This is a genomic window from Streptomyces sp. NPDC007025, from assembly GCF_042869455.1.
Taxonomy (GTDB): domain Bacteria; phylum Actinomycetota; class Actinomycetes; order Streptomycetales; family Streptomycetaceae; genus Streptomyces.
This window is the reverse complement of record NZ_JBIAFT010000003.1, coordinates 458,673-472,051: the sequence shown is the minus strand read 5'-3', so window position 1 is coordinate 472,051 and position 13,379 is coordinate 458,673. Positions and strand designations below refer to the sequence as shown.

Genomic DNA, 13,379 nt, shown 5'->3' with positions numbered 1-13,379 from the left:
GGTGACCACGGCAGCCACCGCGACCCACTGTCCCTACTGCGCGCTGCAGTGCGCCATGACCCTCACCCCCGGGCCCGCCCCCGGAGCCGCACCGGGCCCGCCGCCCGCACCGGCCCGCCCGTCCGTCGCCCCGCGCGCGTTCCCCACCAACCGGGGTGGCCTCTGCCAGAAGGGTTGGACCTCCGCGCAGCTGCTGGACTCGCCCGACCGGCTGACCAACCCGCTGATCCGGGACGCTGCGGGCGGCCCGCTCCGCGAGGCCGGCTGGGACGAGGCACTGGACCTGGTGGCCCGGCGCTTCGCCGCCCTGCGCGAGCGGCGAGGAGCCGACGCCGTCGCCGTCTTCGGCAGCGGCGGGCTGACGAACGAGAAGGCGTACGCGCTCGGCAAGTTCGCCCGGGTCGCGCTCGGCACCTCGCAGATCGACTACAACGGCCGGTTCTGCATGTCGTCCGCGGCCGCGGCGGGCAACCGGGCCTTCGGACTCGACCGCGGACTGCCGTTCCCGGTCACGGACCTGGACGACTCCGGTGCGCTGGTGCTCGTCGGCGCCAACCCCGCCGAGACGATGCCGCCGCTGATGGGACACCTCGACCCCGCGCGGCTGATCGTCGTCGACCCGCGGCGGACCGCCACCGCCCAGGCGGCGCTCGACGGCGGCGGCAGCCACCTCCAGCCGGCGCCGGGCACCGATCTGGCGCTGGCGCTCGGGCTGCTGCACATCGCGCTGGTGGAAGGGCACCTGGACACGCCGCGGCGCCGCGCCTACCGCCGGGAGCGCACCACCGGCTGGGAGGCGGTACGGCGGTCCGCGGCGCGCTGGTGGCCCGAGCGCACCGAGCGGCTGACCGGAGTGGCCGCCGCCGACCTGCGCCGCGCCGCCGCGGCACTGGCCCGGGCACCGCGCGCCCACATCCTCACCGGACGCGGTGCCGAGCAGCACAGCAAGGGCGTCGACACCGTCTCCGCCTGGATCGACCTGGCTCTGGCGCTCGGACTCCCCGGCACCCCGGGCTCCGGCTACGGCTGCCTGACCGGGCAGGGCAACGGGCAGGGCGGCCGCGAGCACGGCCAGAAGGCGGACCAGTTGCCCGGCTACCGGCACATCGAGGACCCCGCGGCCCGCGCGCACGTCGCCGGGGTCTGGGGGGTGCCCGCGGCGTCGCTGCCCGGCGCCGGACGCAGCGCCTGGGAGCTGCTGGACGCGCTCGGCACCCCGGAAGGACCCGGCGCGCTGCTGGTGATGGGCTCCAACCCGGTCGTCTCCGCGCCGCGCGCCCGCCGCGTCGCCGACCGGCTGGGCGCGCTGGACCTGCTGGTCGTGGCCGACTTCTTCCGCTCGGAGACCGCCGAACTCGCCGACGTGGTGCTGCCCGTCGCCATGTGGGCCGAGGAGTCCGGCACCATGACCAATCTGGAGGGCCGGGTCCTGCGCCGCAGGGCCGCCCAACCCCCGCCGCCCGGAGTGCGGACCGACCTGGAGGTGCTGCACGGCCTGGCGGTGCGGCTGGGCCGCGCCGGGCACGAGTTCCCCACCGAACCGGCCGCCGTCCTCGACGAACTGCGCCGCGCCTCGGCGGGCGGCACCGCCGACTACGCCGGTGCCGCGCCGGAGCTCCTGGACGCGGGGCGGCCCGTGTACTGGCCCGTCCCCGTCCCCGTCCCCGTCGCGCCGCCCAGCGCCGGCGCGACGGAGCCGACCGGCGCCGTCGGCACCCCGCGGCTCTTCCTCGACCGGTTCGCGCACCCGGACGGCCGGGCCCGCTTCCTGCCGGTCGAGCACCGGGACGCGGCCGAACTGCCCGACGCCGCACACCCGCTGTACGCCACCACCGGGCGGCAGTCGCAGCACTACCAGTCCGGAGCCCAGACCCGCCGGGTGCCCGAACTGGCCGCCGCCGGGCCCGGACCCTATGTCGAGGTGCACCCCGACACGGCCCGCCGCGCCGGGCTCGCCGACGGGGACACCGCGCGGATCGTCTCGCGGCGCGGCGCCGTCCTCGCCCGCACCCGCTGTGTCGCGAGCCTGCGCCCCGACACGGTCTTCCTGCCCTTCCATTTCCCCGGCGACGGCGCCGCCAACGTCCTCACCAACCCCGCGCTCGACCCGGTCAGCCGGATGCCGGAGTTCAAGCTGAGCGCCGTCCGGCTGGAGCCCGCCCACGGCGACGGCGACGGGCCGCGTCCGGGGCGCGCGTACGAAGAGCCCGCAGCGCCCCCGGTGGGCGGGGAGACCGCGCGGACCGGGAAGGGGACGGCGTGAGCAGGGCGCTGGACGTGGTGGTCGTCGGCAACGGCATGGTCGGCGCACGGCTGCACGAGGAGACGCTGCGCCGCGATCCGGAGCGCAGCCGGGTACGGATGACCGTCCTGGGCGCGGAACCGGTCGGCGGCTGCAACCGGGTGCTGCTGCCGACCCTGCTGACCGGCTCGCTCACCGAGGCCGACCTGGTGCCGGAGCCGGCCGGCCCGGGTCCGCTCGCCACCGGCACCACCGTCACCGCCGTCGACCGCGCCGCCCGCACTCTCAGCACCGCCGACGGGCGGCGGCTCCGCTACGACAGGCTGGTGCTGGCCACCGGCGCCCGCCCGGTGCTCCCCCCGCTGCCCGGACTGGCCGCCGCGCCGGACGACGGCGGCTCGCACCCGGCGGCACCGGCCCGCGGCGTCACCGCGCTGCGGACGCTCGCCGACGCCCGGCGGCTGGCCCGGCTGGCCGACCGCGCCCGGGCGCGCGGCTCGCGGATCGCCGTGCTGGGCGGCGGCGTCCTCGGTCTGGAGGCGGCCCGGGCCCTGGTGGCACGGGGCGTCGCGGTGACCGTCGTGCACCCCGCAGCGCACCTGATGGACCGGCAGCTGGACGGGCCCGCCGCGCGGGTGCTGAGCCGCGTGCTGCGGCGCACCGGCGTCGAGCAGCGGCTGGGCACCGCCGCGGTGCGCTGGGAGCCGGAAGCCGGACTGCACCTGGAGGACGGCAGCGTGCTGCCCGCCGCCGGACTGCTGCTGTGCACCGGGACCCGCGCCGAAACCGGACTCGCCCGCGCCTGCGGACTGGCCGCCGGACCGGCCGGGATCGCGGTCGACGACACCCTCACCACCTCCGACCCGGACATCCACGCCCTCGGCGACTGCGCCGACGCCGCCCCCGGGCTGGTGCAGCCCGGATGGGAGCAGGCCGCGGTCCTGGCCGCCCGGCTGACCGGCGCCGACCCGCACGCGCGCTACCGGGGCACCCCGCGGGTGACCCGGCTCAAGGCCGCGGGAGTCGAACTGGCCAGCCTCGGCGACCCGTTCGTCGAGGACACCGCGGACGGCGGCACCCCGGTCGGCGACCGCCCCGACGGCAGCCCCGAGGTGCTGCGGCTGGAGGACCCGACCGGGGAGCGGTACGCCAAGCTGGTGCTGCACGGCGACCGGGTCACCGGCGCCATCCTGCTCGGCCTGCCCGACGCGGCGGCCGGACTCGTCCAGCTCTACGACCAGGGCGCCCCGGCACCCTCCGACCGGCTCGCCCTCATGCTCGGCCGGGCCCTCCCGTCCGGCACGGCGGACGGCGCCGACCTGCCCGACCACGCGACGGTGTGCCGCTGCAACAGCGTCACCAAGGGTGCGCTGCGCACCGCCTGGGCCGACGGCGCCCGCTCCACCCGCGAACTGACCGGCGCCACCCGGGCCACCACCGGCTGCGGCGGCTGCCGCGGCGCCGTCGAGAAGCTCGCCGCCCGCTTCGCCGAGACCACCCCGCCCGCCCGCCACGACACCCCCGCCACGACCGTTCCGAGGAGATTCCCATGAACCCGACCCGGCCGACCCGGCCTCCGCAGGACAGCAGCGCCCCGTACCCCGGTACCGGCACCGCGGACGCCCGCAGGCTCGTCGTCGTCGGGCACGGCATGGTCGGCCACCGGCTGGTCGAAGCACTCGACTCCCGGGACACGGAGCGGCGCTGGGAGATCACCGTGCTCGCCGAGGAGCACCGCCCGGCCTACGACCGGGTGGCTCTCTCCTCCTGCTTCGAGGGCGCCGACGAGAGCGCGCTGCGGCTGCCCGCACACGACCCCGGCCGGGTCGGACTGCGACTGGGCGACCCCGCGACGGCGCTCGACCGTGCCGCACGGACCGTGCACACCGCCTCCGGCGCCCGGGTGCCGTACGACGCCCTGGTCCTGGCCACCGGATCGCGGCCGTTCGTCCCGCCGATCCCCGGCGCCGAGGCCCCCGGCTGCCTCGTCTACCGCACCCTGGACGACATCGACGACATCCGCGCCGCGGCCGCCGGGTCCCACACCGGACGGGCCGTCGTCGTCGGCGGCGGGCTGCTCGGCCTGGAGGCGGCCAACGCACTCCGGCTGCTGGGCCTGACCACCCACGTCGTGGAACTCGCCCCGCACCTGATGGCCGTCCAGCTCGACCAGGGCGGCGGCGCACTGCTGGGCCGCATGGTGGGTGAACTGGGCGTGAGCGTCCACACCGGAACCGGGACCCGCGGCGTCGCCACCCACCCGCGCACCGGAGCCGCCGCCGGAGTGGAGCTGACCGACGGCACCTTCCTGGATACCGACCTGGTCGTCTTCGCCGCCGGGGTGCGGCCCCGCGACGAGCTCGCCCGGGACGCCGGACTCCGGGTGGGGGAGCGCGGCGGAGTCGTGGTCGACGGCGGCTGCCGCTCCGTGACCGATCCGCGGGTGTGGGCCGTCGGCGAGGTCGCCTGCGTCGAGGGCCGCACCCTCGGGCTGGTCGCGCCCGGCTACGCCATGGCTGAGACCGTCGCCGACCGGCTGCTGGGCGGTGCGGCCGTGTTCCCCGGCGCCGACACCGCCACCCGGCTCAAGCTGCTCGGCGTCGCAGTGGCCTCCTTCGGCGACGCGCACGCCACCACCCCCGGCGCGCTGGAGGTCGTGCTCAACGACCCCGTCGCCGCCACCTACGGCAAGCTCGTCGTCTCCGACGACGCCCAGACCCTGCTCGGCGGCATCCTCGTCGGCGACACTTCCGGCTACCCGCTGCTGCGCCCCCTGGTCGGCAGCCCGCTGCCCGCCGGACCGTCGGCGCTGCTCGCGCCCGGAACCGAGGACGGCGGGGGTGCCGGGAGAGGAGTGGCCGCGCTGCCGGACAGTGCCCAGATCTGCAGCTGCCACGCCGTCACCAAGGGCACGCTGACCGCGGCCGTCACCGGGCAGGGTTGCACGGACGTGCCCGCGCTCAAGTCCTGCACCAGGGCCGGCACCGGCTGCGGCTCCTGCGTCCCGGCACTCCAACAGCTCCTGGAAGCGGCGGGCGTCGAGCAGCCCACGGCGCTGTGCGAGCACTTCGACCACTCGCGGGCCGAGCTGTTCGAGATCGTCGCGGCCACCGGCATCAGCACCTTCTCCCGGCTGCTGACCGAACACGGGCGCGGCCTCGGCTGCGACGTGTGCAAGCCCGCCGTCGCCGCGATCCTCGCCTCCCGGGACAGCGGCACCCACATCCTGGACGGCGAACGCGGCGGACTCCAGGACACCAACGACCGCCACCTGGCCAACATGCAGCGCAACGGCACCTACTCCGTCGTACCCCGGGTACCCGGCGGCGAGATCACCCCGGCCCGGCTCATCGTGCTCGGCGAGGTGGCCCGCGACTTCGGCCTCTACACCAAGATCACCGGAGGTCAGCGCATCGACCTGCTCGGCGCCCGGCTGGAAGAGCTCCCCGCCATCTGGCGCCGGCTCACCGAAGCGGGCTTCGAGTCCGGGCACGCCTACGGCAAGGCCGTCCGCACGGTCAAGTCCTGCGTCGGCTCGACCTGGTGCCGCTACGGAGTGCAGGACTCGGTCGGCCTCGCCGTCGAACTGGAACTGCGCTACCGGGGGCTGCGCGCACCCCACAAGCTCAAGGCCGGCGTCTCCGGCTGCGCCCGCGAGTGCGCGGAGGCCCGCAGCAAGGACTTCGGCATCATCGCCACCGAGCAGGGCTGGAACCTCTACGTCGGCGGCAACGGCGGCGTCACACCACGGCACGCCGAACTCCTCGCCACCGACCTCGATCACGACACCCTGGTGCGCACCATCGACCGGTTCCTGATGTTCTACATCCGCACCGCCGACCGCCTCCAGCGCACCGCCGCCTGGCTGGAATCCCTCGAAGGCGGCCTGGATCACCTGCGGGCCGTCGTGCTGGACGACGCGCTCGGCATCGGCGCCGACCTGGACGCGGCCATGGCCCGGCACGTGGCCGACTACCGCGACGAGTGGCGCGGCGTCCTGGAGGACCCCGCCAAACTCGCCCGGTTCACCTCCTTCGTCAACGCGCCCGGTACCCCCGACCCGGCGATCTCCTTCGCCGTCGAACGGGGCCAGCCCGTCCCGGTCGACCTCGGACTGCCGGCCGCGCGTGCCGCCGCCGAGGCGGGCACCCGATGACCGGCGCCGCGCCCGACTGGACAGCGCTCTGCCCGCTGGACGCCCTCCCGGCCGACCAGGGACGCGCCGCACTGCTGCCGGACGGCACGGGCGTCGCCCTCTTCCGGCTGCGCAGCGGCGAGCTCCACGCGCTGGGAAATCTCGACCCCTTCAGCGGGGCACCCGTCATCTGCCACGGCATCGTCGGCGACCGGGCCGGGGTCCCCGTCGTCACCGGCCCCCTCGGAAAACAGACCTTCGAACTGGCGACCGGGCGCTGTCTGGAGGACGACACCGTCCGGCTTCCGACCCACGACGTGCGGCTGTCCGGACACGTGATCGAGGTCTCCACCCGCCGGACCGCCGCGCGCGAGACCATGGCGGACATGCGCGAGACCATGGTGGACAGCAGCATCCCCGCACACCCGACCGGGCCGCCCGGCGCGGACACCGGGCACTGAGAGGAGACGCGGTGCCGGCATCCCCACCGCCACGGAGCCGCACCCGCTCCGCACCCCCGCTCGCCGGATTCACCGTCGCCGTCACGGCCGCGCGCCGGGCCGAAGAACTCGGCGCACTGCTGGAGCGGCGCGGAGCGGCCGTCGTACACGGGCCCGCACTGCGCATCGCCCCGCTCGCCGACGACGAGGAACTGCGCGACGCCACCGGGCAACTCCTCGCCCGCCCGCCCGACGTGGCCGTCGCCACCACCGGCATCGGCTTCCGCGGCTGGATGGAGGCCGCCGACGGCTGGGGCGAGGGCGAAGCCCTCCGCGGCGTCCTCGCCGCGAGCGAACTGCTCGCCCGCGGCCCCAAAGCATGCGGGGCGCTGCGCGCCGCCGGACTCCGCGAAGCCTGGTCCCCCGCCTCGGAATCCTCCAGCGAAGTCCTCGAACGGCTGCTCGCCCGCGGCGACCTGGCCGGACTGCGGATCGCCGTCCAACTCCACGGCGAGCCGCTGCGCGACTTCCTCGACGCGCTGCGCGGAGCAGGAGCCGAAGTCGTCCCCGTGCCCGTCTACCGGTGGACGGGCCCCCTCGACCCCGGCCCCCTCGACCGCCTCCTCGACGCCGTGCTGGCCGGCGGCGTGGACGCTCTCACCTTCACCAGCGCGCTGGCAGCCGCCGGGCTCTACGCCCGCGCCGCAGGACGCGGAGCCGTCGACGACCTGACCCGGGTGCTGCGCGGCCGTACCCAGGTCGCCTGCGTCGGCCCCGTCACCGCCGCGCCCCTGCTCGCCCGGGACATCCCCGCCTACTGGCCCGAGCGGTTCCGGGTCGGCGCCCTCGTCCGGCTGCTGGGCGAGCGGCTGCCCGCCACCGCGCCGCTGCTGCCCGCGGCAGGACACACGCTGGAAGTGCGGGGCACCGCCGCCCTGCTCGACGGCGAACTGCGGCCGGTCAGCCCGGGGCCCATGGCCGTGCTGCGGGCGCTTGCGCGGCGGCCCGGAGCGGTGGTCTCCTGCGCCGACCTGCTGGGGTGCCTGCCCGGCGGGGGGACCGACGAGCATGCCGTCGAGGCTGCCGTCGCTCGGCTCCGGGCGGCGCTTGGGGTGCCCTCTGTGGTGCAGACCGTCACCAAACGCGGGTACCGTATCGCCCTCGATCCGGCGACGGTCTGCGGTTCCTGACGGCGCCGCCCTCTTACGGGGGTGCGGTTCCCCGTCCGTTGCCTTCTTGGTGCGGCGCCGTTGTCGGGGGCTTCGCCCCCGAACCCCCTTGTCCTCGCCGGACGGGCGTCGGGGCGGCTCCTCCCCCAGACTCCGTCCGGGGGGACCCCCACCCAACGGCCCCCGCTAGTGGGCTTCGTCCCCTAGGACCTCCAGCCGCAGTGGTGTGAGCCCCTGCGGACGTTGTTCCGGGTCTTTTTTTGGGCCCGTCGGGTGCGGGAGGAGTCCTGATGCCGTCCGTCACAGCGCAACAGTGCTCCCGCAGTCGTGCCCCCACGGAGCCAGGCCATCCGCGGAGAGGGCAGCGAACCCGGCGATACGCACCCCGCGGAGGGTGTGGCATACTCGCTCGCAGGTCACGAGTGACAGCGAGAAAGGCCCCGGCCTGCTGTCCGGCAACCCTCCGTCCGTGGCGGGGTGCCCCGGGTGATGACCAGGCCGTAGGACAGCAAGGTCTGCGGCAAGCGCGGATCCCTCGCGCCAGGGGTCCTGGTCTTTCGAGGGAGTCCTCCGTGAGCAAGCGAATGCGCTAGGGCCGAGGGGTAGTGCTGCGCACCCCTTTCCGGCCCTCCTCCTGACGTTCTGTCATGTTTTGGCGCGCCGCCAGGCGGCCCCTTGTCGCTCACCCCGTCCGGAGTACTGTCATGCCGTTCACCGCACCTTTTGTCCCGGTTTCTGATTCCTGTCGTGAGGAGTCCGCTCCGCTTCCCGTCCTGGGCCGCGACGTCCGCGTGCCGCTGGTCACCGGCGGGGAGGTGACGTACGGAGCGCTGGACTACGCGGCGAGCGCGCCCGCGCTGCAGCGGGTGTGGGACGACGTGGCGGCATACGCGCCGTACTACGGCAGCGTGCACCGGGGCGCGGGCCACCTCTCGCAACTGTCGACGGACCTGTTCGAACAGAGTCGGCGGACCGTCGCCGAGTTCCTGGGTTGCCGCGAGGGCGACCAGGTCGTCTTCACCCGGGCGACGACCGATTCGCTCAACCTGCTGGCGGGGGCGCTGCCGTCCGGCACCCGGGTGTTCGTCTTCGAGACCGAGCACCATGCCTCGCTGCTCCCGTGGGGTGCCCACGAGGTGACGTATCTGGACGCGCCCCGCTCGCCCGGACAGGCGGTCGCCACGCTGGAGTCGGCGCTGCATGGCGCGCCGGCCGGACCCAAGCTGGTCTGCGTGACCGGAGCGTCGAATGTGACGGGCGAGGTGTGGCCGGTGCGTGAGCTCGCCCGCGCCGCCCACCGGCACGGTGCGCGGTTGGTCCTGGACGCGGCGCAGCTCGCCCCGCACCGGCCCGTGCGCCTGACCGAGCTGGAGGCGGACTGGGTGGCCTTCTCCGGGCACAAGCTGTACGCGCCGTTCGGCGCCGGGGTGCTGGCGGGCCGCGCCGACTGGCTGAGCGCGGCGGAGCCGTATCTGGCGGGCGGTGGTGCGAGCCGCCGGGTGGCCCGTGCCGCGGACGGCGGGGTGGACGTGGAGTGGCACACCACCGCGGCCCGCCACGAGGCCGGTTCGCCCAACGTCATCGGCGCCTACGCCCTCGCCTCCGCCTGCCGGGCGCTGGCCGAGGCCGGGTTCGACCGCCTCGTCGCGCGGGAGGAGGAGCTGCTGGCCCGGCTGGTCCGCGGGCTGGCGGAGCTGCCCGAGGTGCGGGTCCTCGCGCTGTTCGGCGAGGACGCCGACCGGGTGGGGGTGGTCTCCTTCGTCGTCGAGGGATGGAGCAGCTCGCACTTCGCGGCGGCGCTCTCCGCCGAGTACGGGATCGGGGTCCGGGACGGCCTCTTCTGCGCCCATCCGCTGCTGCGCACTCTGCTCGGAGAGCGGGAGGACGCGCCCGCCGAGTGCGGCGGCGCCGGGGAGACGCCCGCGCTCGACGCGGTCCGGGTCAGCTTCGGCGCCGGGACGCCGGACGAGCATGTGGAGCGGTTCGTCACCGCCGTGCGCGAACTCGTGCGGGACGGCGCACGCTGGACCTACCGCACGGAGGGCGGCCGCTGCGTCCCGGAGCCCGCGGCCGCGGCGCGTGCGTCGGTCGGGCGGGAGTGCTGACCGTCCGGCTCGCCGGGGGCGGCCGGCTCAGGCGTCCAGGCCGATGGCGAAGGCCGACTCCAGATCGTGCTGGGAGTAGGTGCGGAAGGCGATATGGGTCTCGGTGGACTCCACGCCCGGGACCTTGCTGATGCGGCCGGGGATGATGTCGGCGAGGTCGTCGTGCTGGGCGACGCGGACCATGGCGATCAGATCGTGCGCACCGGTGACGGAGTAGACCTCGCTGACGCCCTCGATGGCCGCGATCTGCTCGGCGATCTCGGGGATGCGGTCGGTGCTCGTCCGGATGAGGACGATGGAAGTGATCACGGTGGGGTCTCTCCCTCGGACGCCGGGGTTGGCCCGGCCACTGTAGCCCGGCGGTGGTGCAGCCAGGCGGACAGGAAGCCCAGCGTGAACCCTGCCACGTGGGCCAGGTAGGCGACGCCGGGCCCTTCCGCCTGCTGCCGGGCGGCCAGCCACTGGAGGCTTAGCCAGAAGAGCAGCACCGCCCAGGCCGGGAAGCGCAGCGGCAGGAAGAAGAGGAAGGGGAAGACGCTCGTCACCCGGGTACGCGGGTGCAGGCAGAGGAAGGCGCCCAGCACGGCGGAGATCGCTCCGGAGGCCCCGACCAGCGCCTCGTCGGAGACCGGATGGGCCGCGGCGTAGCAGAGCATCGCCGCGTAGCCGGTGGACAGGTAGAAGAGGAGGAAGCGCAGCGGGCCCATCCGCTGCTCCACCGCGCCGCCGAAGACGAAGAGGAACAGCAGGTTGCCCAGCAGATGCAGCCAGTTGGCGTGCAGGAACAGCGCGGTCAGCGGGGTCGGCAGCGGACGCAGGGCACCGCTGAACAGGGTGCTGGGCACCACGCCCCACCGGCGGAAGTAGGCCGCCCTGACCTCTTCCAGTGCCTGCCCCGTACCGTGGGAGGGGAGGAGGCCGGAGGCCGGTCCGACGAGGAAGACCAGGCAGCAGCAGCCGAGCAGAGCGTAGGTGACCAGGGGCCGCGGCTCCGCGCTGCGGTCCGGGTGCCGGGTGCCGGCGTGGCCGATGCCGTCCATGAGCGGATCATGACGCCTCGCCGCGCGGGCATGCTCCTCGACACACGCGGGGGGCACGCGGACGGTCCTAGGCCGTAGGGTTTACGGGACGTGACCCCGCGCCGCGTATCCGTGATGGTACGCGGCCCGGCGGCACTCAGCAGTGCCGACCAGCACCGACCAGTACCGACTCTTCAGGAAACGAGGACGAGACGATGGCGGTCCCCACGCCCACGGACGAGACCCGCTGGCGCTGCACGCTGTGCGGCAATCTGACCCGGTTCGACGTGACGCGTTCCAGCAAGGTGGTCGAGTACGTCCATCTGGACCTGGCCGGCGCCCCGGCGGTGGAGGAGCAGGAGGTGCTCAGTGAGAGCATCGAGTCCGTGCGCTGCAGATGGTGCAATGCCGTGGACCAGGTCGAACTGGTGGACCGGCCCAGCGCTCAGGTATAGGGCTCAGGTCCCGGAGACGGCAGGTGTGACCGGTGGAGGAACGGACGGGCGGCGACCAACGGCGGCCGGACCCGGCTGCCGGGGAGGGCGCCGGGCCCGCTGCCCGGGCGGCCGCTGAGGGACCCGCGGGCCCGGACCCCGCCGAGCCCCGCTCCGCCGCTCCGGCTCCGGGCGCCGGCCCGGAGCCGGACCCGGGCGCGGACCCGGGCGCGGAGCCGGACGCCGAGCCGGAGAGCCTGGAGCGCCCGCTGCCGGAGAAGGTGCGGCGGCGGGTGGTCGGTTTCACCGGGGACGCGCTCGGCGGCCTGACCGTCGCCGAACTGCCGCCCCCGCTGCGCCAGTACGCACGCTTCACCGCGCAGCGCCGCGCCAAGTTCGGCGGCAACGCCATGGCGGCGGCGCTGGAGAGCGACGCCGTCTTCCGGCAGCGCGTCGCCTCCCGGATGCGGGAGCAGTTCCCGGAACTGGCGGCCGCGCTCGACGAGGGCACGCCGCCGCCGGCCGCCGACCCGGTGGATGTGGCGGCGGCGGCCTATGTGCTGCGGCCCTCCGGCTGGGCCAAGCTGGTGGCGGCGGCGGGCGAGGAGGCCCAGCGGGCGCAGGCCGAACGCGCGGGCGAGGAGGCCCAGCGCGAACTGTCCCGGCTGCGCGAGGAGCTCTCCCAGGCCAGGGGAGCGGCCCGGGACGAGGCCGAGCGCGGCCGCCGCGAGCAGGAGGCGCTGCGCAAGGAACTGGACGGCACACAGCGCAAGCTGCGCAGCGCGCAGGCGGATGTGCGCCGCCGGGAGGCGTCGCTGCGCAAGCTGCAGGAGGAGCTGGACGGGGTGCGCGCGTCGGCCGGCACCGAGAAGGCTGCGCTGGACGGCGAGCTGCGCCGGCTCAAGTCCCGGCTGGCCGAGGCCGAGTCCGCGCTGGAGGCCGGGCGGCGCGCGGCGCGCGAGGGCCGCAGCGTCGAGGACATGCGGGTGCGGCTGCTCCTGGACACGGTGCTGGACGCGGCCCAGGGTCTGCGCCGCGAACTGGCGCTCCCGCCGTCCGAGACCCGTCCGGCCGACACCGTGGACGCGGTCGAGCCGGGCCGGATGTCGCCCAAGGACGTGGCGGCCCGGGCGCTTTCGGACACCGATCCGGCGCTGCTGGACCAGTTGCTGGCCCTGCCGCAGGCCCACCTGGTGGTGGACGGCTACAACGTCACCAAGACCGGCTATCCCGCGCTGCCGCTGGAGAAGCAGCGGCTGCGGCTGCTGGGCGGCCTCGCGGTGCTGGCCGCCCAGTCCGGTGCCGAGGTCACCTGCGTGTTCGACGGCGCCGAACTGGCGGCGCCGGTACTGCTGGCGCCGCCGCGCGGAGTCCGGGTGCTCTTCTCCAAGCCGGGCCAGACCGCGGACGAGCTGATCCGCCGGCTGGTGCGTGCCGAACCGCCGGGCCGCGCGGTGGTGGTGGTCTCCAGCGACCGCGAGGTCGCCGACGGCTGTGCGGCGGCCGGGGCCCGGCCGGTCGCCTCCGCGCTGCTGCTCAGACGGCTCGCCCGTACCTGAGGCCGCAGCCCGCAGGGTCGCTGCCCGCTGTCCGTATGTGCTTCCGCGGCCCGGCGGCCCGGGCAGGGCGCTCCGGCACCGAGGCCGCGCCGGTGTCTTCTCAACTCCGCTGCCGCGCGGGTCCGCTCCGGTGCCGGACGGGGCGTCGGGGAGCGGCTGCGGCGGACGGGGCTGTGCGCGGTGTGTGAGGCCGTGCTCGCCGTGCGTGGGTGGCGGGTAAAGAATGCGGCTGCGGGGCGTCTTTTTTCCTGAGGGATTTGATCGGATCACTACGCG

10 protein-coding genes and 1 riboswitch are annotated in these 13,379 nt (G+C 75.4%); of the genes, 8 read left to right on the top strand and 2 right to left on the bottom strand.

Annotated elements, in window-relative coordinates:
• Position 1: 1 nt before the first annotated feature.
• From ACFYMO_RS08495 to ACFYMO_RS08470, 6 genes are all read left to right on the top strand, one after another.
• Positions 2–2,263 carry a molybdopterin oxidoreductase family protein gene (locus ACFYMO_RS08495; protein ID WP_388545131.1) on the top strand — a complete coding sequence of 754 codons (2,262 nt, stop codon included), beginning with the start codon at positions 2–4 and terminating at the stop codon, positions 2,261–2,263.
• Positions 2,260–3,795, top strand: coding sequence for an FAD-dependent oxidoreductase (locus ACFYMO_RS08490; protein WP_366773959.1), 1,536 nt, complete (start codon positions 2,260–2,262; stop codon positions 3,793–3,795). Before ACFYMO_RS08495 ends, ACFYMO_RS08490 begins: the two co-directional genes overlap by 4 nt.
• Entirely contained in the window at positions 3,792–6,398 is a 2,607-nt protein-coding gene (nirB, locus tag ACFYMO_RS08485; RefSeq protein WP_388545128.1) for a nitrite reductase large subunit NirB, read from the top strand. Before ACFYMO_RS08490 ends, nirB begins: the two co-directional genes overlap by 4 nt.
• Positions 6,395–6,838, top strand: coding sequence for a nitrite reductase small subunit NirD (gene nirD, locus ACFYMO_RS08480; protein ID WP_366773957.1), 444 nt, complete (start codon positions 6,395–6,397; stop codon positions 6,836–6,838). Before nirB ends, nirD begins: the two co-directional genes overlap by 4 nt.
• Positions 6,839–6,849: 11 nt before the next feature.
• Positions 6,850–8,007 (top strand): uroporphyrinogen-III synthase, encoded by a 1,158-nt coding sequence (locus ACFYMO_RS08475; RefSeq protein ID WP_366773955.1) that lies wholly within the window; start codon positions 6,850–6,852, stop codon positions 8,005–8,007.
• Positions 8,008–8,400: 393 nt separating this feature from the next.
• Positions 8,401–8,519, top strand: a riboswitch (SAM riboswitch).
• Between the two features lie 171 nt (positions 8,520–8,690).
• Positions 8,691–10,091, top strand: coding sequence for an aminotransferase class V-fold PLP-dependent enzyme (locus ACFYMO_RS08470; RefSeq protein WP_388545124.1), 1,401 nt, complete (start codon positions 8,691–8,693; stop codon positions 10,089–10,091).
• Positions 10,092–10,118: 27 nt separating this feature from the next.
• Here ACFYMO_RS08470 and ACFYMO_RS08465 read toward each other — a convergent pair whose 3' ends face one another.
• Both ACFYMO_RS08465 and ACFYMO_RS08460 read right to left on the bottom strand, forming a co-directional pair.
• On the bottom strand, positions 10,119–10,400 hold the full coding sequence (locus ACFYMO_RS08465; RefSeq protein WP_019359383.1) for an Lrp/AsnC family transcriptional regulator: 282 nt from the start codon (positions 10,398–10,400) through the stop codon (positions 10,119–10,121).
• A complete protein-coding gene (locus ACFYMO_RS08460) occupies positions 10,397–11,131 on the bottom strand; it encodes a rhomboid family intramembrane serine protease (RefSeq protein ID WP_366772288.1) in 735 nt (244 codons plus the stop codon). The genes ACFYMO_RS08465 and ACFYMO_RS08460 overlap by 4 nt, the downstream gene beginning before the upstream one ends.
• A 194-nt stretch (positions 11,132–11,325) precedes the next feature.
• Here ACFYMO_RS08460 and ACFYMO_RS08455 point away from each other — a divergent pair, with 194 nt between their 5' ends.
• Together ACFYMO_RS08455 and ACFYMO_RS08450 are read left to right on the top strand one after the other, a co-directional pair.
• The gene (locus tag ACFYMO_RS08455) at positions 11,326–11,565 is read left to right on the top strand and encodes a hypothetical protein (RefSeq protein ID WP_019359381.1); all 240 of its coding nucleotides are present in this window, start codon (positions 11,326–11,328) and stop codon (positions 11,563–11,565) included.
• A gap of 236 nt (positions 11,566–11,801) precedes the next feature.
• Positions 11,802–13,103: an NYN domain-containing protein gene (locus ACFYMO_RS08450; RefSeq protein WP_366772395.1), complete on the top strand. Its 1,302-nt coding sequence runs from the start codon at positions 11,802–11,804 to the stop codon at positions 13,101–13,103.
• Positions 13,104–13,379: the final 276 nt, after the last annotated feature.

Bases quoted from the DNA above. Each gene is read 5' to 3' on its own strand.
- ACFYMO_RS08460 (WP_366772288.1), bottom strand. From the start codon at position 11,131: ATGGACGGCATCGGCCACGCCGGCACCCGGCACCCGGACCGCAGCGCG.
- nirB (WP_388545128.1), top strand. From the start codon at position 3,792: ATGAACCCGACCCGGCCGACCCGGCCTCCGCAGGACAGCAGCGCCCCG.
- nirD (WP_366773957.1), top strand. From the start codon at position 6,395: ATGACCGGCGCCGCGCCCGACTGGACAGCGCTCTGCCCGCTGGACGCC.
- ACFYMO_RS08470 (WP_388545124.1), top strand. From the start codon at position 8,691: ATGCCGTTCACCGCACCTTTTGTCCCGGTTTCTGATTCCTGTCGTGAG.
- ACFYMO_RS08455 (WP_019359381.1), top strand. From the start codon at position 11,326: ATGGCGGTCCCCACGCCCACGGACGAGACCCGCTGGCGCTGCACGCTG.